At 62.8% G+C, this 18,620-nt stretch carries 19 protein-coding genes; 12 read left to right on the top strand and 7 right to left on the bottom strand.

Features of this window, described 5'->3' with window-relative positions; translation table 11 throughout:
* Positions 1-316: 316 nt before the first annotated feature.
* Positions 317-640, bottom strand: coding sequence for a ferredoxin FdxA (gene fdxA, locus QZ656_RS06815; RefSeq protein WP_291992706.1), 324 nt, complete (start codon positions 638-640; stop codon positions 317-319).
* Positions 641-831: 191 nt separating this feature from the next.
* On the opposite strand from fdxA, the gene trxA reads away from it, so the two are divergent.
* The 6 genes from trxA (at position 832) to QZ656_RS06785 (ending at position 7,548) form a co-directional block, all read left to right on the top strand.
* The gene (trxA, locus tag QZ656_RS06810; protein WP_291992705.1) at positions 832-1,158 is read left to right on the top strand and encodes a thioredoxin TrxA; all 327 of its coding nucleotides are present in this window, start codon (positions 832-834) and stop codon (positions 1,156-1,158) included.
* A gap of 235 nt (positions 1,159-1,393) precedes the next feature.
* Positions 1,394-2,650 (top strand): transcription termination factor Rho, encoded by a 1,257-nt coding sequence (gene rho / locus QZ656_RS06805; RefSeq protein WP_291992704.1) that lies wholly within the window; start codon positions 1,394-1,396, stop codon positions 2,648-2,650.
* Between the two features lie 153 nt (positions 2,651-2,803).
* A complete protein-coding gene (locus tag QZ656_RS06800; protein ID WP_291991618.1) occupies positions 2,804-3,712 on the top strand; it encodes a DUF4338 domain-containing protein in 909 nt (302 codons plus the stop codon).
* Positions 3,709-5,229, top strand: coding sequence for a transposase family protein (locus QZ656_RS06795; RefSeq protein WP_291992703.1), 1,521 nt, complete (start codon positions 3,709-3,711; stop codon positions 5,227-5,229). Before QZ656_RS06800 ends, QZ656_RS06795 begins: the two co-directional genes overlap by 4 nt.
* 368 nt (positions 5,230-5,597) lie before the next feature.
* Entirely contained in the window at positions 5,598-5,813 is a 216-nt protein-coding gene (gene rpmE / locus QZ656_RS06790; RefSeq protein ID WP_291992702.1) for a 50S ribosomal protein L31, read from the top strand.
* A gap of 100 nt (positions 5,814-5,913) precedes the next feature.
* Positions 5,914-7,548, top strand: a complete 1,635-nt coding sequence (locus QZ656_RS06785; protein ID WP_291992701.1) for a glycosyltransferase family 39 protein — start codon at positions 5,914-5,916, stop codon at positions 7,546-7,548.
* Positions 7,549-7,579: 31 nt separating this feature from the next.
* Here QZ656_RS06785 and orn read toward each other — a convergent pair whose 3' ends face one another.
* A complete protein-coding gene (orn, locus tag QZ656_RS06780; protein WP_291992700.1) occupies positions 7,580-8,125 on the bottom strand; it encodes an oligoribonuclease in 546 nt (181 codons plus the stop codon).
* Between the two features lie 44 nt (positions 8,126-8,169).
* Here orn and QZ656_RS06775 point away from each other — a divergent pair, with 44 nt between their 5' ends.
* Genes QZ656_RS06775 through QZ656_RS06760 form a run of 4 tightly spaced genes read left to right on the top strand, consistent with a single transcriptional unit; the run spans position 8,170 to position 10,938 of the window.
* On the top strand, positions 8,170-9,408 hold the full coding sequence (locus QZ656_RS06775; RefSeq protein WP_291992723.1) for a M48 family metallopeptidase: 1,239 nt from the start codon (positions 8,170-8,172) through the stop codon (positions 9,406-9,408).
* 25 nt (positions 9,409-9,433) lie between these two features.
* A complete protein-coding gene (locus QZ656_RS06770) occupies positions 9,434-9,778 on the top strand; it encodes a 4a-hydroxytetrahydrobiopterin dehydratase (RefSeq protein ID WP_291992699.1) in 345 nt (114 codons plus the stop codon).
* Positions 9,775-10,641, top strand: a complete 867-nt coding sequence (rsgA, locus tag QZ656_RS06765; RefSeq protein WP_291992698.1) for a ribosome small subunit-dependent GTPase A — start codon at positions 9,775-9,777, stop codon at positions 10,639-10,641. Before QZ656_RS06770 ends, rsgA begins: the two co-directional genes overlap by 4 nt.
* Before the next feature lie 18 nt (positions 10,642-10,659).
* Positions 10,660-10,938 carry a polyhydroxyalkanoic acid system family protein gene (locus tag QZ656_RS06760; RefSeq protein WP_291992697.1) on the top strand — a complete coding sequence of 93 codons (279 nt, stop codon included), beginning with the start codon at positions 10,660-10,662 and terminating at the stop codon, positions 10,936-10,938.
* 39 nt (positions 10,939-10,977) lie between these two features.
* Here QZ656_RS06760 and QZ656_RS06755 read toward each other — a convergent pair whose 3' ends face one another.
* Complete coding sequence (locus QZ656_RS06755; RefSeq protein ID WP_291992696.1) at positions 10,978-11,238, bottom strand: acyl-CoA-binding protein; 261 nt, start codon at positions 11,236-11,238, stop codon at positions 10,978-10,980.
* A gap of 125 nt (positions 11,239-11,363) precedes the next feature.
* Here QZ656_RS06755 and QZ656_RS06750 point away from each other — a divergent pair, with 125 nt between their 5' ends.
* Together QZ656_RS06750 and QZ656_RS06745 are read left to right on the top strand one after the other, a co-directional pair.
* Positions 11,364-12,650, top strand: a complete 1,287-nt coding sequence (locus QZ656_RS06750; protein ID WP_291992695.1) for an IS1380 family transposase — start codon at positions 11,364-11,366, stop codon at positions 12,648-12,650.
* A 591-nt stretch (positions 12,651-13,241) separates the two neighbouring features.
* Positions 13,242-14,732: a wax ester/triacylglycerol synthase family O-acyltransferase gene (locus QZ656_RS06745; protein ID WP_291992694.1), complete on the top strand. Its 1,491-nt coding sequence runs from the start codon at positions 13,242-13,244 to the stop codon at positions 14,730-14,732.
* A gap of 92 nt (positions 14,733-14,824) precedes the next feature.
* Here QZ656_RS06745 and QZ656_RS06740 read toward each other — a convergent pair whose 3' ends face one another.
* From QZ656_RS06740 to QZ656_RS06725, 4 genes are all read right to left on the bottom strand, one after another.
* Positions 14,825-15,598, bottom strand: a complete 774-nt coding sequence (locus tag QZ656_RS06740; protein ID WP_291992693.1) for a hypothetical protein — start codon at positions 15,596-15,598, stop codon at positions 14,825-14,827.
* Between the two features lie 48 nt (positions 15,599-15,646).
* Positions 15,647-16,294 (bottom strand): TetR/AcrR family transcriptional regulator, encoded by a 648-nt coding sequence (locus tag QZ656_RS06735; protein ID WP_291992692.1) that lies wholly within the window; start codon positions 16,292-16,294, stop codon positions 15,647-15,649.
* Positions 16,295-16,397: 103 nt separating this feature from the next.
* The gene (locus QZ656_RS06730; RefSeq protein ID WP_291992691.1) at positions 16,398-17,618 is read right to left on the bottom strand and encodes a patatin-like phospholipase family protein; all 1,221 of its coding nucleotides are present in this window, start codon (positions 17,616-17,618) and stop codon (positions 16,398-16,400) included.
* A gap of 247 nt (positions 17,619-17,865) precedes the next feature.
* Complete coding sequence (locus tag QZ656_RS06725) at positions 17,866-18,459, bottom strand: phasin family protein (protein ID WP_291992722.1); 594 nt, start codon at positions 18,457-18,459, stop codon at positions 17,866-17,868.
* Positions 18,460-18,620 lie beyond the last annotated feature (161 nt).

Here is an 18,620-nt window from a genome sequence, read left to right as displayed (position 1 = left end):
TTAGGTTTCCGGCACGGTCGCCCACACGAAACAAGCGCGCCCGACAAGCACCTCTCCGGCGGCGGCAGGCTGGCGAGACGGCAGCGGGCGCCGCTGCAAGATGCTCGCACCAAGAACCGTGTCCGGCCACAAGCCGTGCGCCGAGTCAAGCAGCGGCGACCCATCCCGGCGCAGGATAGCGTGCGCCCAGACGACGGCCCGGCGACCGCATCCGGCAACTCACGGCAAGGAAGCGTAGCAGTCGCCGCCAGCCAGGCGACGGCCGGCTGGCGCGATCAGTTCCGGTAGCCCGCCTCGGCAGCAGCGAGCGCCTTGCTCAGCGTTGCAGGTACTTGAGCTTGTCCGGCTGGTTGTTCCACTCGTCGGCATCGACCGGTGGCTCCTTGCGTTCGGCGAGCACCGGCCAGACCTTGGCCAACTCGGCATTGAGCGCAATGAAGGCGCGCTGCGTGTCTGGCACGTCGTCCTCGGCGAAAATCGCTTCTGCCGGACACTCGGGAACGCACAGCGTGCAATCGATGCACTCGTCCGGGTCGATGACCAGGCAATTCGGTCCTTCGTGGAAGCAATCAACGGGACAAACGTCAACACAGTCCGTAAATTTGCACTTGATGCAGTTCTCAGTAACAACGTAGGTCATTGTCGGGATTCTGGGGAATGGAACGTCCAGCACTATAGCGTACTTGCCGGCGCCGAAACAGGCTGTGGCTTCCCTTCGCTGGCGTTTTTCGCTAGCATTGCAAGGCTGGCCGGGCGCACAGCTCGTCTCCCCTGGCCACGCCACCCGCTTCCGTCACAATCCCACCCGCTTCCCCCGCAAGAGGCCTCTTAATGAGCGAACACATCCAACACGTTACGGACACCAGCTTCGGCGCCGATGTACTGCAATCGGAGCAACCCGTTCTGGTTGACTACTGGGCCGAATGGTGCGGCCCATGCAAAATGATTGCGCCGCTTCTTGACGACATCGCCAATGACTACGCCGGCCGTCTGAAAGTCGTAAAGCTGAACATTGATGACAATCAGAAGACGCCGGCCAGCTATGGCATCCGCGGCATTCCGACGCTGATGATCTTCAAGAACGGTCAGGTGCACGCCACCAAAGTCGGCGCCCTGTCCAAACTGCAGCTAACAACGTTCATTGACAACAACCTCTGAAGCCGATACGCTAACCCTGAAGGTTGGTTGGCCGCGGCTAAAGCCTGCGGCCCATCGTAGATCAAGAGCCACCGCACAACCTTCAGGCTCCCTCTCCCTTTAGCAGCTCCCGCCCGGCTCCGCCGCAGCCTACCCCAGCACGCGCCTCGTTCGCGGCAGCGCACGGCGCGCATCCTTCTTCCTGTCGGCGCGTCCATTCTTCCCTCCTCGGCTTTCCCTTTTCCGTCTCCAATACATGCACTTATCCGAACTCAAAGCACTTCACGTCAGCCAGCTTCTTGACATGGCGATTACCGACAATGTCGAAGGCGCGAACCGCCTGCGCAAGCACGAGCTGATTTTCGCACTACTCAAGAATCAGGCCCGGAAAGGCGAAAGCATCTTCGGCGACGGTACGCTCGAAACGCTGTCGGACGGCTTCGGCTTCTTGCGCTCGCCGGATACCTCGTATCTTGCCAGTACCGACGACATCTACGTCAGCCCAAGCCAGATCAGACGCTTCAACCTGCACACCGGCGACACCATTGAGGGCGAGATCCGGACGCCGAAAGATGGCGAACGCTACTTTGCTCTGGTCAAGGTCGACAAGATCAACGGCGAAGCGCCGGAGGCGTCGAAAAACAAGATTCTCTTCGAGAACCTGACGCCGCTGCACCCCGCCGAGCACATGAAGCTCGAACGCGACATCCGCGGCGAGGAGAACATCACCAGCCGGATCATCGACATCATCGCGCCAATCGGCAAAGGTCAACGCGGCCTGCTGGTCGCCAGCCCGAAAAGCGGCAAGACGGTCATGATGCAGCACATCGCACATGCGATCACGACCAACCACCCCGACGTAACGGTAATCGTGCTGCTGATCGACGAACGTCCCGAGGAAGTCACCGAAATGACGCGCTCGGTCCGCGGCGAAGTTGTCGCCTCGACTTTTGACGAGCCAGCGACGCGCCACGTGCAGGTCGCAGAGATGGTCATCGAGAAGGCCAAGCGACTGATCGAGCACAAGCGCGACGTGGTCATCCTGCTCGACTCGATCACCCGCCTGGCGCGCGCTTACAACACCGTACAGCCGGCATCGGGCAAGGTGCTGACGGGTGGCGTAGACGCCAACGCGCTACAAAAACCCAAACGCTTCTTTGGTGCGGCACGAAATATCGAGGAAGGCGGTTCGCTGACCATCATCGCCACGGCGCTGATCGACACCGGCAGCCGCATGGACGACGTGATCTACGAAGAGTTCAAGGGCACCGGCAACATGGAAATCCACCTTGATCGCCGCATGGCCGAAAAGCGCGTTTATCCGGCAATCAACGTCAATCGCTCGGGTACCCGCCGTGAAGAACTCCTCCTCAAGCCAGACGTTCTGCAGAAAATGTGGGTGCTGCGCAAACTGCTGTACAACATGGACGATCTCGAGGCGATGGAGTTTCTGCTCGACAAGATCAAGGCGACCAAGAACAACGCCGAGTTCTTCGACTCGATGCGCCGCTGAACCAGCGCTGAAGCATGACTGCGCCAGCCCAGTACTGGCAAGGCGTTGCGGTGGGCAGGCAAAAAAGGTTTCGCACAAGGGAGCTAGACAGCCGGGGGGACTTCTGGCAGGATAGGTGGAGGGTCATTGGTCCACGTTTCAGCCGGAGGTATCGTGGTGGTTGCAACGAGCGAAGGGGAGTGGGTGCACTGCGGTCGCGTATTCAGCGCCGCGGAGATCGCCGAGGTGTGCGGGACGGTGGCGTGGCTGCCGGGATTGGCGCGCAAGGAGTTGGCGGCGACGGTCTGCGAGCACCTGGGGTGGACCACTCTGACAGGGACGGCGAAGATCAGCGCCTGCCTGGAGTTTCTGGAGCGTTTGCAGGCGGCCGGGCTGCTGACACTGCCGGCGATAAGGCCGTCGTCAGCACGCCGTTGCGCGCCGCCCGCGGCACCCGTAGATACGGTCACCGGGGAGCTTCCCGTGCACTGCGCCCTGTCGGCACTCGCACCGGTCTGCCTGGAAGTCGTTCGCGACGCGGCGTTGGTGGCGCAGTGGGATGCGCTGGTGGCGCGCTGGCACCCACTGGGTTTCCAGGGGGCCTTCGGCTACCGCCTGCGCTACTTCATCACGGCGGGCGACCGGCGGCTCGGCAGCGTCCTGCTGGCCGGCGCTGCCCGCGCGGTCGCCGTGCGCGACCGCTGGATCGGCTGGACGGCCCAGGCCCGCCGCGAGAACCTGGCGCGGGTGGTGAACAACAGCCGCTTCCTGATCTTTCCCCACGTCCGGGTGCCGCATCTGGCCAGTCATGTGCTCGGACAACTCGCGCGCCGCGCACGCGCGGACTGGCTCGATCACTGGGGCTTCGAGCCCCTGTTGCTGGAGACTTTCGTCGATCCTCGTCACTATACCGGCACCTGTTACCGCGCGGCCGGTTGGCAGTTGCTCGGGGCAACCAGCGGGCGCGGGCTGGCCCGCCCCGGCCAGTCGTATCGCAGCACGCCCCGCCAGGTGTGGCTCAAACCGCTGAGCGCCGATTGTCGCGACCGGCTGTGTGCCGCCCCTGGGAGCTCCCGGCCATGAGCAAACCCTGCCGTCGCCCGACACGCGCTGCCCTCAAGGAGCTGCGCTCAGAGAAGAAACGGCAGGAAAAGGCACTGAACGCGAAACGGCGCGCGAGTGGACAAGTCCTCCACTCCCCCACTTCTCTGCCCAACCGATGCTCAGCCTTCGCGACCGTCGGCGAGGAAAGGGAGGCCCGCGAGGACGCCGTGAGCAAAAAGACGCGTCTCCTGCGCAAAGAGCTACCCGCCTTGCTCGAGCAACTGGAACAAATTCCCGACCCGAGAGACCCCAGGAAGCGCCGCCACAAGCTGACCGCGCTGCTGCTTTACGGTCTGCTGATGTTCGTCTTTCAGTTCTCCTCTCGGCGCGAGACCAACCGCGAAATATCCCGTCCCCAGTTCATGGCCAACCTCCACCTGCTGTTCCCGGAGATCGAGACCCTGCCACACGCCGACACCCTGTTTCGGCTGCTGCGCGACATCGACCTTGACCACCTTGAGCAGGCCCACGTCGATCTGGTGAAGCGGCTGATCCGCGGCAAGAGCTTCCGCCGCTATCTGATCAACCACTGCTACCCCATCGCCATCGACGGCTCGCAGAAGGTCGCCGGCGACACCCTCTGGGCGGAGGAACTCCTCCAGCGCACCGTCGGCAAGGAGGAAACCCGCCACACCCAGTACTTCGTCTACGTCCTCGAGGCCAGCCTGGCTTTCCACAACGGCCTGGTCGTCCCACTGCTCAGCGAGTTCCTCGAACACGCGCTGGGCGATACCGAAGCGCAAAAGCAGGACTGCGAGCTGCGCGGCTTTGTGCGCTTGAGCGACCGGCTCAAGACGCTGTTCCCCCGCCTGCCGATCCTGCTCCTGCTCGACGGCCTTTACGCCAACGGGCCGGTGATGCAGCGCTGCTTGCGCGCCCACTGGCAGTTCATTATCGTGCTTAAGGACAAGGATTTGTCCACGGTCTGGCAGGAGTTCCGCGCACTCCACGCCCTGAAGCCACAAGCCGTGCAGCGCGCTTGGGGAAGGCGCCGACAACACTTCAGCTGGGTCAACGACATCGACTACGCCTTCGCGGCCAACGGGCGTCAGCGTCTCAAGCTGAACCTGGTGGTCTGTGAGGAAAGCTGGGAAAAGATCGATGAACAGGCCAGGACCGTCACCGAAACATCGCGCCACGCCTGGCTCTCCAGCCAACCGCTCAGACAAGACAATGTCCATGAGCGCTGCAACCTCGGTGCCCGCCACCGTTGGGGCATCGAAGCGGGCTTCCTCGTCGAAAAACATCAGGGCTACCACTACGAGCATGCCTTTGCCCTCGACTGGAATGCCATGAAAGGCTATCACCTCCTCATGCGCCTGGCGCATGTGTTCAATACCCTGGCACGTTTCACCCGGCAGTTACGCAACCTGTATCAAGAACTCGGTGTGCGCGGCGCCATCGCCTTCATCCGTAATTCCTGTGCTGCGCCCTGGCTTGACCCAGCACGCCTGCGTCTGCTTCTCGCCGAACCGTTCCTGCTGCAACTCGAATAACCTTGCCCAGGCCTGCCCAACACATCTTCCCAAGCGCGGCGCACCCCGCGCCGGGAAAGGCTCGCCTGGCGATCGTAACGGAGCTCCCTCGACCTCTCCTGTCCCACTGACTGAACACCAAACCCCCGCGCCGCAAGCGCTCCCTTGCCGCTAGCCAACCCCCATCTGGCCGCCTCGGCGGCGAAAGTGGGCGTAACCGGCAAGTGCTGTCGATTCGGGGAGGTCATGCGTCAGGGCTGCCGCTGAACGACAGCGATTGCAGACGATCGAAAAATCACCGATAATTCGCGTCTTCCCGAAAAGACTCACGTCCTGTTCGCCGACCCTGGCACCGGACTTATTGATATAACATACAGGAAATGCACCAGATGAAAGCCACCATCCATCCTGCGTACAGCGAAATCACGGTGACCTGCTCGTGCAGCAACACCTTCGTCACCAAGTCGACGATGAAGAAAGACCTGCACGTCGAAGTGTGCGCGGCGTGTCACCCTTTCTACACCGGCAAACAGAAGATGATCGATACGGCTGGCCGTGTCGAGAAATTCAACCAGAAGTACGGCGCGATGCGCAAGTCGGCTTAGGCCGGCCCACGCGGTCGACTGGAGTCGGCAGAAAAGGCAGCCACAAGGCTGCCTTTTTCATTTCCGTCAACGGCCGACGAGCGTCAGCAGCAGTCTCGAAATGCCAACTCAGCCGGAACATTCGCGCTTCAAGGGGATGCCACTGCCGCCCAGCGGCCTGGCGCTGGCAGTCCTGCTCGTCCTTTATATTTTCACCGGCCTGATCGGCCACGACCCGTGGAAAAACGATGATGCGGTAACCATCGGCGTGGTGCACGACCTGGTCACCAACGGCCACTGGTTGACCCCCAGCCTCGCTGGTCGCCCCTACCCCGACGCCCCGCTACACTATTGGGTGGCGGCCGCCAGCAGCCACCTGTTTGCCTGGGTCTTACCGGTACATGAGTCGGCAAGACTGGCCAGCGGCTTGTTCACCCTGCTCTCGCTGGCCTTCATCTACCTCGCCGCGCGCCAGCTGCACGGCCGCGAACTGGCGCCGGCGGCGCCGCTACTGCTGGCCGGCAGTATCGGCTTTCTGTTCCACGCGCACGAGGCGCAGCCGATGTTGGCGACGCTGACCGCGCACACCGCCGCCTACTGGGGCTTGAGCGAGCTGCCGAGGCGGCCACTGCGTGGCGCGTCTTGTTTCGGCTCGGCACTGGGGCTCGGCTTCCTCGCCAACGGCGCCCTACCGATGCTGCCGCTCTTGCCGATTGCCGCCTTTGTCGTCTGGCGATCGGAGAATCGCCAGCGATCGGCGCTATTACTCCTCGCCTCCTTGCTCCTGGCCAGCGCTTTCGCCGGCGCGTGGCTCGCCGCCTTGTTCGCCAGTTCGCCGGCCTACCTGGCGGAATTCTGGCAACTCGAATTGAGCCAGCTCGGCGACGACGCGCAACCGCTACTCAGCTTGCTGAATTTCTCGATGCTGCTCCCCTGGTACGCATGGCCGGCCTTCCCGCTCGCCGGGTGGACGCTCTGGGTGAAGCGTAGACAGCTGCGCTCGACCGCACTGGCTCTGCCGATTGTCGCTTTCCTGATCATCCTGGCGGTGCTCAGCGTCAGCCTTGGAGCGCGCAGCGCGCCGGCCTTGTTGCTGCTGCCACCGCTGGTTCTGCTGGCAGTCCCGGGCGTTACATCGCTGCGGCGTGGCGCGGCGAACGCCTTCGACTGGTTCAACATGATCACCTTCAGCTTCTTCGCCGTGCTCGCCTGGCTTGGCTGGTCGGCGATGGTATTCGGCTGGCCAGAGCAGCTGGCACGCCAGGCCAATCGGCAGGAACCGGGATTTGTCGGCCAATTCAGCTGGTTAAACGTCAGCTTCGCGGTGCTCGGAACTCTCGTCTGGTGCTGGCTGATCGCCAGCAGCCCGCGCTCGCCGATGCGCGGCATCATGCACTGGATGGCTGGCCTGACGCTGTTCTGGTTATTGATTGCGACGCTCTGGATGCCGTGGATCGACTACGGAAAAACCTACCGTCCGCTCTCGGCGGCGCTGGCCAAGGCGCTGCCTGCCAAACATGGCTGCATCGCCGCCAATGTCGCCGATTCGCTGCTCGCGTCGCTGGACTATTTCGACGGAATACAAACCGTAGCGCGGGAATCGGCGGAGGGGAGAAGCTGCGACCTGCTGCTGACGCACGGCTCGCCGACCATCAATGGCTGGCAGAAAGTGTGGCAGGGCGGACGACCGGGCGACCGCCGTGACTCGGAAAAAATCAGCCTCTACCGGCGCAAGGCAGGCCACGCCGGCGGCTAGGCTTTTCCTTGCCGACGATCGTCGAACGCTTTCAAAGCTTGATGAAATGCTCGCGGTAGTGCGCCAACTCGGCGATCGACTCGCGAATATCAGCCAGCGCCGTGTGCTCGGAGCGCTTCACGAAGGCCTTCGCCACCTCCGGCTTCCAGCGCCGACACAGCTCCTTCAGGGTGCTGACATCGAGGTTGCGATAGTGGAACCAGGCTTCGAGTTGCGGCATGTATTTCACCATGAAGCGACGATCCTGCCCGATCGAGTTACCGCACAGCGGACTGGCCGCCTGCGCGACGTAGCCCTGCATGAAAGCCAGCGCCGCGGCTTCGACAGCCGCCTCGTCGAGGATCGACGCGCGCACCCGATCGATCAGACCCGAGCGCCCGTGCGTCTTTCGGTTCCACTCGTCCATCGCGTCCAGACAGGCATCGTCCTGATGTACGGCCCACACCGGTGATTCGGCAATCGTCGTCAGCTGGCTGTCGGTAACGATCATCGCCAGCTCGATGATCCGCTCACGTTCCGGCTCGAGACCGCTCATCTCCATGTCCAGCCAAACGAGGTGATTTGCATCGTGTGCCATATAATCTGCCTGAACCTGTAAAAACAACATTGTGTCACACTCGCATGCTCGATACTTTCTCGCTCGTCTTTCTTGCCGCCCTGCTGTCAACGTGCGCTCTGCGTCTCTGGTTGGCCGGCCGCCAGATTTCGCATGTCATCGCCCACCGGGCGCATGTGCCGGTCGGTTTCGCGGGTCGCATCGCCCTCGCCGCGCACCACAAGGCGGCCGACTATACGGTGGCGCGCACACGCCTGGGCCGCATCGGTCTGGCCGTGGAAGTCGCTGCCTTGCTGGCCTTCACTCTCGGTGGTGGCGTGCAGGTGCTGCACGAATTCTGGTCGGCGCGGGTAGACGGCCTGCTTTATGGCGTCGCGCTGATCTTCAGCGTGCTGCTGATTTCCGCGCTCATTGATCTGCCGCTGGCGTTCTATCAACAGTTCGTCGTCGAAGAACGCTTCGGCTTCAACCGCATGACGGCGAAGCTCTTCGTCCTTGATCTGCTGAAACAGGCGGCACTGGCCTTCGCCATCGGCACGCCGGTGCTACTCGCCGTGCTCTGGCTGATGGACAGAATGGGGAGCCTGTGGTGGCTCTACGTCTGGCTCTTCTGGTGCGCCTTCAATCTGCTCTTGCTGTTCATCTACCCGACCTGGATCGCGCCCCTGTTCAACAAATTCGTCGAGCTTGACGACGCTCAACTCAAAGCGCGCGTCGAAGCGCTGCTGAGCCGCTGCGGCTTCACCAGCTCGGGCTTGTTCGTCATGGACGGTTCCCGCCGCTCAAGCCATGGCAACGCCTACTTCACCGGCTTTGGCAAGAGCAAACGCATCGTCTTCTTCGACACCTTGCTTGGTCGCCTGCAAGCCGTCGAAGTCGAAGCCGTACTGGCGCACGAACTCGGTCACTTCAAGCATCGCCACGTAATCAAACGGATCGGCATGCTCTTTGCCATGTCGCTGGCTTTTCTCGCCGTACTCGGGCAGCTGATCGACGCCAGCTGGTTTTTCAATGGCCTCGGTGTCGAGGCCGGCAACACGGCACTCGGGCTACTGTTGTTCTTCCTTGTCGGACCCGTGTTCACCTTCCTCCTGACGCCGCTGCTGAGCCTGCTGTCTCGCCGCGACGAGTTTGAAGCGGATCGCTACGCCGCGGCCAACGCCTCCGCAGACGATCTCGTCGCGGCGCTGGTGAAATTGTATGAAGACAACGCGTCGACCTTGACCCCCGACCCCTTACACTCGCTGTTTTACGATTCGCATCCGCCCGCCGCGCTGCGCATTGCCCGCCTGCAGGAGGCGTGACCCGCCCGTCACCGGAGGTCCCAAGATGACTACCGCTCAAGAACTTGCCCTCGAACATTGCCGCCCCTTGCGCGGCAACGAACACCTGCTTGACCCCGCGCAGGCTAGCGCGCTGCAAAAAACGTGTCTGCCCGACTGGACGATTGCCGAGGCGGGCGTCCTGCAGAAGGACTTTGTCTTCGCCAGTTACGCCGCGACACTGCTGTTCGTCAACACCGTCGCCGGCCTCGCCGAACGCGAAAACCACCACCCGGAGCTCGCCGTCGGCTACGGCCGCGTCAAGCTCAGTTACAGCACGCATGACGTTGGCGGCCTGTCGCGCAACGACTTCATCTGCGCTGCCAAGATCGAGGCATTGACACGGATTTGAACCTCGCCGGCACCGTCGTCGCCGCTTACGGTCGGCAATATCGCGTCGAACTGGCCGACGGCGCCACACTGCTCTGCTTCCCTCGCGGCAAGAAAAGCGAACTGGCCTGCGGCGACCAGGTCAGCGTCCAGCAAACGGGTTCGGGGCAAGGCGTGATCAGCACGGTCGCCGCACGCCAGACGCTGCTCTATCGTTCCGATCAGTTCAAGCAGAAGCTGATTGCCGCGAACGTCACGCAAGTGATCGTCGTCGTGGCCACCGACCCGCCGTTTTCCGACGAGCTGGTCACACGCTGTATCGTCGCCGCCGAGAGTCAGGATATCGAGGTCCTGATCGTGCTCAATAAATGCGACTTGAGCACTCGCCTGGCGGCGCCCAGAGCCGCGCTGGTGCAATTCGAGAAGCTCGGCTACCGGGTCTGCGAACTCTGCGCGCACCAGAACGGTGCGCTCTTGCTACCCTATCTTGCCGATCACCTCAGCGTGCTGATCGGCCAATCCGGAATGGGCAAGTCCACGCTGATCAACGCCCTGGTTCCTGGCGCCAGAGCGCCAACGCGGGAGATCTCGCAAGCCCTCAACACCGGCAAGCACACCACGACGCACGCCAAACTCTACCGCCTCGGCCAAGCGTCGGCGCTGATCGACTCGCCCGGGCTGACCGAGTTTGGCCTGCACCACCTGTCGTCGGACGACCTTGCGCAAACGTTCCGAGAACTCAGACCGCTGCTCGGGAAATGCCGTTTCCGCGACTGCCGGCACGATCGCGAACCCGACTGCAGCGTTCATGCAGCGCTTCAACACGGCGACATCAACCCACGCCGCTATGCGGCGTTTCGCTCACTTTGTGCCGAAATCGGCTAACCCCACAGGACCCCTCCGATGAGCGACATCAGCATTCGCCGCCAACATGGCAAAACCCGTGCCGAGGCCCGTGCCTCTGCCGAACACATGGCTTCCGAATTGAAGGACGAGTTCGACCTGGACTACGCCTGGGACGGCGACGTCATGAACTTCAAGCGCCCGGGAGTAGCCGGCGAGCTGTCACTCGACAAACACGAAGTCGCGCTCGAGATCCGTCTCAGCTTGATGCTGTTCGCGCTCAAACCGAGCATCGAGCGCGAAGTCCAGCGCTTCTTCGACGAGAACTTTCCGGCCTGAACAACAGCGCCTGCGAAAGCGAGTAGCGCCGCGCCGGTTTCAGCAGCCTTTCAGCGCGTCGACCAGGGCGACGTACTGCGCCATCGCTGCCGCGCCTGCGGTGCCCTTGATCGCCGCCCATGCGTCGTACTTGGCGCGCCCGATCAGGTCCGTAAACCCCGGCCGCCGACCTTCGACGTCGCCACTGCTGGCCTGCTTGTAGAGCGCATAGAGTTTCAGCATGGTGGCATTGTCCGGACGCTCGGGAAGATCCCTGGAACTGGCCACGGCGGCGTCGAACTGGGCTGGCAAGTCACTCACGCTGTTTTCCCGGGTTCCGCGATTCAATCTGAATAGATAGCGGGAATGCCCCGCCAAGCCTTGATCTTGGGTAGAGTGATGTTACTGAGACAGTCACCTATTTGGAGAGCAAAGGAGGCGGGGCGATGGGAACTCTGGCACAAACGGTGCTTCCGTTCAAGGTTGAAGCGACGGACGAACTGCTGACGGCGAATGCCGGGCTGGTGCTGTTCGGCGAATTTGTGCGCGGCTTGGGATTGAATCGGTGGCTGGGTACGGAGATGCCCAAGCCCGGCAGTCGGCGCGGCTATCAAGCCAGTGCCTATGTCACCCCGCTGGTGCTCATGCTGACCGGTGGTGGTCGTTCGTTGGAAGACCTGCGGACGCTGAAGAACGACGCCGCCCTGGGCCATCTCCTCAAGCAGGATGCGCTGCCCAGCACCGACGCCGTAGGCGACTGGCTGCGCCGCACCGGTGCCGGCGACGGACTTGCCGGGCTGGATCGCATCAACCGACGCGTCGTGGCGACGCGGCTTCGGCAGAGTGGTCTCATCGCCCATACGCTGGATGGTGACGCTTCGCAGATCGTCGCCGAAAAGGAAGCGGCGCAGCACACGTACAAGGGAGAGCAAGGCTACATGCCGATGATCGGGCATCTGGCTGAAGCCGGTATCGTGATCTTCGACGAGTTTCGGGAAGGCAATATCGCCCCGGCGACAGAGAACTTCGAATTCATTCAGGCGTGCGAAGCACGCCTGCCCAAAGGGCATCGCATTGCCCATGTCCGCCTGGACTCGGCCGGCTATCAGGCCGACATCGTCAACTACTGCGAAGACACCGGCAAGACCTTCGCCATCGGTGGACGGCTGGATGGGGCGACCCAACAGGCCATTGCCGGAATCCCCGAAGCCGCCTGGAAAACCTACGCGGACTGTGCCGTGGCCGAAACGCTGCACAGCATGAACGAGACCAGGAAAGCGTTCCGCTTGATCGTCGTCAAATATCGACGGCAGGCCGAGCTGTTCGACGACGCACCGAAATACCACGTCATTGTCAGCAATCGGGTCGAATCGACCGCAGACACCTTGATCTGGTATCGCCAGCGCGGCGAAACTTCCGAGAACGGGATCAAGGAACTGAAGATCGGCTTCGGCATGGAGCGCATGCCCTGCGGACAGTTTGCCGCCAACGCCGCCTTTTTCCGCATCGGCGTCATCGCCCACAACCTGTTCGTCCTGTTCAAGCAGGCCGCCCTGGACACCGCCTGGCAACGCCACAAAGTCGCTACCGTTCGCTGGCGTCTGTTTCATCTGCCGGGCAAGGTCGTGCGCCATGCCGGGGCATGGGTGTTGAAGGTCGCCGGCGACACCGTCGACTTATTCCACAGCATTCGCACCCGTAGCTTCGCGCAGGCCATGGCAAGTCCTCCATAGCAAGCGCCCGTTCTCTCTCGACACGCCGGAAAAAACTCCCCCGCGCCGCGATGCGCGAGGATCGGTTCGCCCAGAATTCGCGTCAGCAATGCCATTGGGATCCTTTCGTCCCGCTTTTGACTGCTCAGCGACCTTCAGCACGCTCTGGCGCAGGCTAACTCGCGCCTTGAGGTGCTCCAGCGCAGGGCAGAGCCCTGGCATCAGGTCGGCAAGAATTCCAATCGCGGAATTTGGGGTTTTCTCCGCTTGCTGATCTGACCCTCAACGCTCACGAAAACTGACCCTTTTTCGCTCACGGAAATTGACCCACCGTTGGCGCGCGCCAACACCCAGGTTTTCGCCTCGGAGCGGGGTCAAGGGCGGGCTGCGGTTTTTGCAGCCCGGCGCAGCGTACCCTTGACGCCGTGTAGAGGCGAGTACGCTCGGGAATGGCTGTGTGCGCGGCATTTTCGTGCGCACAGCCATGACGACTAGGCGGGTCCGGTTTCGTGAGCAAAAGTGGGTCAATTCCTGAGAGCGTCAAGGGCTTGCTGATCTGACGAATGGGCCTGCTATTATATGAGCTTGCCATTTCCTTGGGGAGCGCACGCGATGGCCTCGCGCGAAAGGGTTTCCCCGGTCGACAACGCCTGGCTGCGCATGGACCGGCCGGCAAACCTGATGCAGATCGTCGGCGTCATGATCTTCGCCGGCCGCATCGACGCCGAGCGCTTCAAGCGTACGGTCGGCCATCGCCTGTTGCGCTACCGGCGCTTCCAGCAGATCGCGGTGCGCGACTCCGACGGTGCGTACTGGGTCGACGACGCCGACTTCGACATCGACAGCCATGTGTGCCACGCACTGCTGCCCGCTCCAGGCGGCCAGCACGAGTTGCAGAAATTCGTCGGCGACGCGACCAGCACGCCGCTGAATGCAGCGCGGCCGCGCTGGCAGTTCACGCTCGTCGAAATGGCCGACGGCAACTCGGCGCTGGTCGTTCGCATTCATCACGCGATCGCCGACGGGATCGCCCTGATCGGCGTCATGAACTCGCTGACCGACGAGCACTTCGACACCCCCGAGGACGACGGCGCGCCGCCAGGAAGCGGCGCCAGCAGCGGCCGACCCGGTAACGCCGGGGGCGACAGCGATCACCGCGGCGCCCTCTCGCACCTGATCATCGAAGCGCTCGCCGACGGTGCGCAGACGGCGATCAGCGTCGGCGGAAATCTCTGGGGGCATTACCTCGGTCTGCGCCAGAACCCGGCGGCGATCGCCGACTACGCCCGCGTCGCTCGCACCGTCGCCCGCGAGCTTGGCAAGCTTGCGCGCCTGCCGGCGGACAGCGTGACACGCTTCAAAGGCAAGGCTGGCACGGTCAAACGCGTGGCCTGGTCGCCGCCGATCTCGCTGGCCGAGATCAAGGCTTGCGGCCGGCTACTCGACTGCTCGGTCAACGACACTCTTCTCTCGGCCGTCGCCGGCGCCCTGCGCGGCTACCTGCTGGCCAAGGGCGATCGGCTAAACGCCGCCGAGATTCGCGTCATGGTGCCGGTCAATCTGCGCGCCGCCAGCGAGCGTGACGAGCTCGGCAACCGCTTCGGCCTGGTCGCCCTCGAACTGCCGATCGGTATCGCCAACCCGCTGGCCAGGCTGTACGCCACGCGCGCGCGGATGGCTGCCTTGAAGGGCTCGTACCAGGCGATGCTGACCTTTGTGCTGCTCGGCGTGGCCGGCATGGCGCCCGCCTCCGTCGAGGAACAGCTGTTGCTGCAACTGGCCGACAAGACCACGGCGGTCATGACCAATGTCCCCGGCTCGCAGCAGCCGCGCTACTTCGCTGGCAGCCGGATTGACCAGCAGATGGTCTGGGTGCCGCAAAGCGGCGACATCGGCATGGGGGTGAGCATCCTCTCGTACAACGGCCGGGTGCAATTCGGCTTGATCACCGACAAGAGCATGGTCGACGACCCGCAGAACATCGTCGATCGCTTTGCCGGCGAGTTCGAGAAACTCCTCTGGCTGACTCTGCTGTTACCCGCTGACGTGCTCGCTGATCCGACAGCCGTCGAAGATCATCTCGCAGCCCTGGCCGCTGGCTGATCCGCCGCAAACAGTTCGCCAGCGGCCGCTTCGCCGCTGGCGCATCGGCGATCTGATCTTGCCCGGGCTGGCGGCCCCGGACAGACAAGACGTCAATCCGCCAGCTCGGCCTTGGCCTGCTCGACGTCCAGCCGTTCCATGGCATCCATCGCGGCGAACTCGGCCGCTTCCTGGTAGAGGCGCTCGGCATCCTTCATCTTCGCCTTGCCGAACATCATGACCAGCGCGTTGGCGTACTCGATACGGGCAATCGCCGAGTCGGGGTTGAGCTTGAGAGCCGCTTCAAGCAGTTCGTTGCCGCTACTCTTCTTGGCGCCGTAGGTCAGCCCGCCAACCAGCGCCCCAACCTTGTCAATCACCTCGGCGTGATAAGCGCCCAAAGCGATCTGTGCGTCGGCATGCTGCGGCTCGATTTCCAGCGCCTGCGTCAGACTGTGTTTGATCTTGCCGCCGAGCCCCTGCGCCAGCGCCTTGACCACCGAGATGCTCTGGCTATAGCGGCCCAGAGCATAGGCGTGGAGATACCAGGCATTGGCATTGCCCGGCGTCTGCTCCTGCAGTTCTTCGCAACGGCGAGCGACGTCCATCAACAGACTGCACTTGCGTCCTTCATCGGTTTCCAGATAGTTGGCGTAGATTGCAGCGGCCTTGTTGGCTGCGTTGTAACCCGCAAGGCCGCAGGCCAGACCGCTGTCGACGGCTTTGCCGAAGTCGCCGGCATGGTAACTGCGCCACGCGTCCTGCACCTTGGCGTCTGCGGGATAAGGCTCACGGTCGCCGGCATGCAGACGCGCCCAGTTCTTCTGCAGCGCCGTGCCGGGATAAGCGTACGCCTTTTCGGGATAAGGGAATTTCTTCCAGGCCATGATCTTTCTCCAGAGTAATTAAGCGCTGGCGGCAGGCGAAACGCGCGGCTACGGGCTGAGGTACTCGCGCGACAGCTTCTCGAGCAGCCCCCGGGATTCATCCAGCAAGAACGGTGAAACCATCGCCATGACCTGATAGACGCCGCGCCCAATACGACCGCTCTCGACCTTGCCGCGAGGGTCGCACGCGTATTCGAAAGACAGCCAGTAGCTGGCAAGCACCGCCATGTTCGTCGCCAACGCACGCACTTCCTCGGTCGTTGCCCGCATCGCGCCGGTGGCCACCAGACCCTCGCAGAGAATCGTCGCGGTGTGCACCTTGTGCGCCATGATCTGCTTGAAGTGGATCTCGAGAACGCGATTGCGCGTCAGCAAGTCGTTGAGGTCGCGATAGAAGAAACGATACTTCCAGATCTGTTCGAAAAGGAGGTGCAGAAATAGCCAGATGTCTTCGACATCGGCGAGCCTGCGAGTCGGAGCGGCGAGCGTTTCCTCGATCTCGCGTTCGAAGACGGCGAAGATCGCCTCGATGATCTCGTACTTGTTGTGGAAGTGGTAGTAGAGGTTGCCCGGACTGATGTTCATCTCGTCCGCAATGACCGTGGTGGTCACGTTCGGCTCGCCGAAATCGTTGAATAGCCGCAGGCTGGTCTCGACAATCCTCTCGCGTGTTCGCCGCTTCGGTTTCCTTTCCATCAGCTCCCCGCCCCTATCCTGAACCTCGCCAGCGGCGAGCATAGCATTACCGGCAAGCGCGGGAAATGAGGCCGACGGCACTCTCTCTGCCGGCGCGCTCAGCTCACGACTGCTGTGCCTTCAGCCAGCACTCCAGGTCGTGCAGGGAAGAATCCAGCGCACTGGCGCTGCTCGCCAGGTCCGGGCGACGCTTGCGCGAGAGCAGCGAGCGACTGTGGTCCTTGAGCACCCCGAGGTTCAGAGCGAGACCGTGGCGCTCAAGGATCGGCTGCAGCTCGTGGTGACGCCGGTACAGGTCGCCACGCGTACGCTGATAGGCATGCTCGCAAAGCCGACTGCGGCTGCGATAGCTGAATACATTGGTAAAGAACATCTCGGCATCGTCGCGTGTCGGTTCGAAAAGCACCACATCGGCATTGGCGAACTCAAGCCGGTAGCGATCCATACCGGTACGCATCCGCGAGTGGATGATGGCGCGAAAGGTCTGTGCCAGGACCACCGGCAGACCACCATCAACCAGATGCGCCGGCGGCGGCGCCCGCCGATCGCCTGGCGAACGCTGCGCCGCCAGACGCGAATCGAAGGGCACCAGCGGGTTGATGCAGATCAACAATTCAACGCCTTCGTGCAGAGCGACGGAAGCGTGCAGGGTCTTGATCAAGGCGCCATCCACGAAATAGCGTTCGCCGATCTTGACCGGCGGAAACAATCCCGGCAGCGCGGCGCTGGCCTGCACGGCAACGGAAATCGGCACCTCATCGTGGCCTTCGGAACCGAAGGCCACCGATTCGCCGGTGTCGAGATCGGTCGCCACCAGCAACAGCCGATGTTTGAGCTGGCGAAAATCGTTGCTGCGCCCAGCCGTTGAAAAGAGTTTGCGCAGCAGCTGATCGATGCCGGCGTTGTTGAAGACGCCGGTCGGGATGGCATGACCGAGCCCCTGAAAGGACTCGATGAGACGAAGATGCCACGGATCGGAGAGATACTGCCGCAGCGAAGACCACAGTAGCACCGGTACCGACAGCGCGCACCGGAGGTATTCGGCAAACGCCGGACGCAATAACATTTCCGGGTCGAACACTTCGTCGGCGTCGTTCTCGACGAGCATCCGGGCCAGCGTCGCGGGCCCCAGTCCGTTGGCTACCGCGGCCGCGATGATGGCCCCCGAGCTGACCCCGACGTAGATATCGAACTCGGTAAAATCGGCGCCTTCGATCGCCTCGGCGAGTGCCACCATCGCGCCGACTTCATAAATGCCACCGACCGGACCACCGCCGGCCAGCGCCAGCCCGATCTTTGCACGCCGAGTTGCTGCAGCAGCCATAGAACAGCCTTTTGTCAATGGAAAGCGCGACCCCAGGCAGTCTTGGCGACTGCCGCCTGGCACCTTCTGGTGTTAAGGCGCGCCGCTGCACGCGCTCGCCGGGAGCAGGCGCGGCGAGCCGTCAGCGACGCTGCCCAGAGCCCTCCGGGCAGCAGGGCGGCACGCCCTCCGACCAAATCGGGAACCCTGAGCGGCTTCCTGGTCGGCAACCAGCAAGCTGCGATCAGGAACGACGCGGCCGAGCGCCTTACTCGCCAGTGTGCGGCAGAGTATTCAGCACATCGGCTGGGGTGACCGGCGCCACAGGCTTGGCGGCAGCCGCTTTGCGAACCGCTGGTTTGCGGGCCGCCGCCCGTGCCGCTACCGGCTTGGCGACATCGCCAAGGTCCTTCGGCAGGTCCTTGGCGACGTCCTTGACAACCGTTTTGGCGGCGGCCCTGGGCGTCGCCTTGGCAGCAGGCTTGCCTTCGGTCAGCGCCTGTACCGCGGCGCTCAACTCGACGACGCGCTTGGACAGCTTGTCAATATCCTGCTTGCTCGGCACGCCGAGGCTGCCCAGGGCGCGCGCGACGCGATCTTCAAAAACGTGCTCGAGGCGATCCCAGGTGCCGGTCGCCTTGCCGGCAACCTGCGCGATCTTTTCATCGGTCGCCTTGCGCGTCTTCGACTGAATGCTCTCACCTTCCTTGACCAGTGCGTCGAACACCTTGCCACCCTCTTCCTGTGCCTTGGCAAAAGCGCCAAGCCCGGCCAGCCAGATCTGCTGCGCCGATTCCTTGACCGTCGATGCCAACTGGTTTTCCGTCACGTCACCCGCCAGTTCCTTGAGTTTCTTGCCCATTTCCATCTCCTTGGAGGTATTAATCAAAAAGGTCAACAAGCTTTCCGCTTGCCCTGGAAAGCGAGTCTAGTGACAATATCTAGAGGACGCACACTAAAGGCCTGGAGTAAGGCCTCTATAACGCGCTAGTCTAGCAAATACCCGCAGCACGGAAAGTCCAT

The organism is Candidatus Accumulibacter sp. ACC003 (genome assembly GCF_907163085.1).
Taxonomy (GTDB): domain Bacteria; phylum Pseudomonadota; class Gammaproteobacteria; order Burkholderiales; family Rhodocyclaceae; genus Accumulibacter.
This window is presented reverse-complemented; position numbering and strand designations above follow the sequence as displayed.

Bases quoted from the DNA above. Each gene is read 5' to 3' on its own strand.
- fdxA (WP_291992706.1), bottom strand. From the start codon at position 640: ATGACCTACGTTGTTACTGAGAACTGCATCAAGTGCAAATTTACGGAC.
- trxA (WP_291992705.1), top strand. From the start codon at position 832: ATGAGCGAACACATCCAACACGTTACGGACACCAGCTTCGGCGCCGAT.
- rho (WP_291992704.1), top strand. From the start codon at position 1,394: ATGCACTTATCCGAACTCAAAGCACTTCACGTCAGCCAGCTTCTTGAC.
- QZ656_RS06795 (WP_291992703.1), top strand. From the start codon at position 3,709: ATGAGCAAACCCTGCCGTCGCCCGACACGCGCTGCCCTCAAGGAGCTG.
- rpmE (WP_291992702.1), top strand. From the start codon at position 5,598: ATGAAAGCCACCATCCATCCTGCGTACAGCGAAATCACGGTGACCTGC.
- QZ656_RS06785 (WP_291992701.1), top strand. From the start codon at position 5,914: ATGCCAACTCAGCCGGAACATTCGCGCTTCAAGGGGATGCCACTGCCG.
- orn (WP_291992700.1), bottom strand. From the start codon at position 8,125: ATGGCACACGATGCAAATCACCTCGTTTGGCTGGACATGGAGATGAGC.
- QZ656_RS06775 (WP_291992723.1), top strand. From the start codon at position 8,170: ATGCTCGATACTTTCTCGCTCGTCTTTCTTGCCGCCCTGCTGTCAACG.
- QZ656_RS06770 (WP_291992699.1), top strand. From the start codon at position 9,434: ATGACTACCGCTCAAGAACTTGCCCTCGAACATTGCCGCCCCTTGCGC.
- QZ656_RS06760 (WP_291992697.1), top strand. From the start codon at position 10,660: ATGAGCGACATCAGCATTCGCCGCCAACATGGCAAAACCCGTGCCGAG.
- QZ656_RS06750 (WP_291992695.1), top strand. From the start codon at position 11,364: ATGGGAACTCTGGCACAAACGGTGCTTCCGTTCAAGGTTGAAGCGACG.
- QZ656_RS06745 (WP_291992694.1), top strand. From the start codon at position 13,242: ATGGCCTCGCGCGAAAGGGTTTCCCCGGTCGACAACGCCTGGCTGCGC.
- QZ656_RS06740 (WP_291992693.1), bottom strand. From the start codon at position 15,598: ATGGCCTGGAAGAAATTCCCTTATCCCGAAAAGGCGTACGCTTATCCC.
- QZ656_RS06735 (WP_291992692.1), bottom strand. From the start codon at position 16,294: ATGGAAAGGAAACCGAAGCGGCGAACACGCGAGAGGATTGTCGAGACC.
- QZ656_RS06730 (WP_291992691.1), bottom strand. From the start codon at position 17,618: ATGGCTGCTGCAGCAACTCGGCGTGCAAAGATCGGGCTGGCGCTGGCC.
- QZ656_RS06725 (WP_291992722.1), bottom strand. From the start codon at position 18,459: ATGGGCAAGAAACTCAAGGAACTGGCGGGTGACGTGACGGAAAACCAG.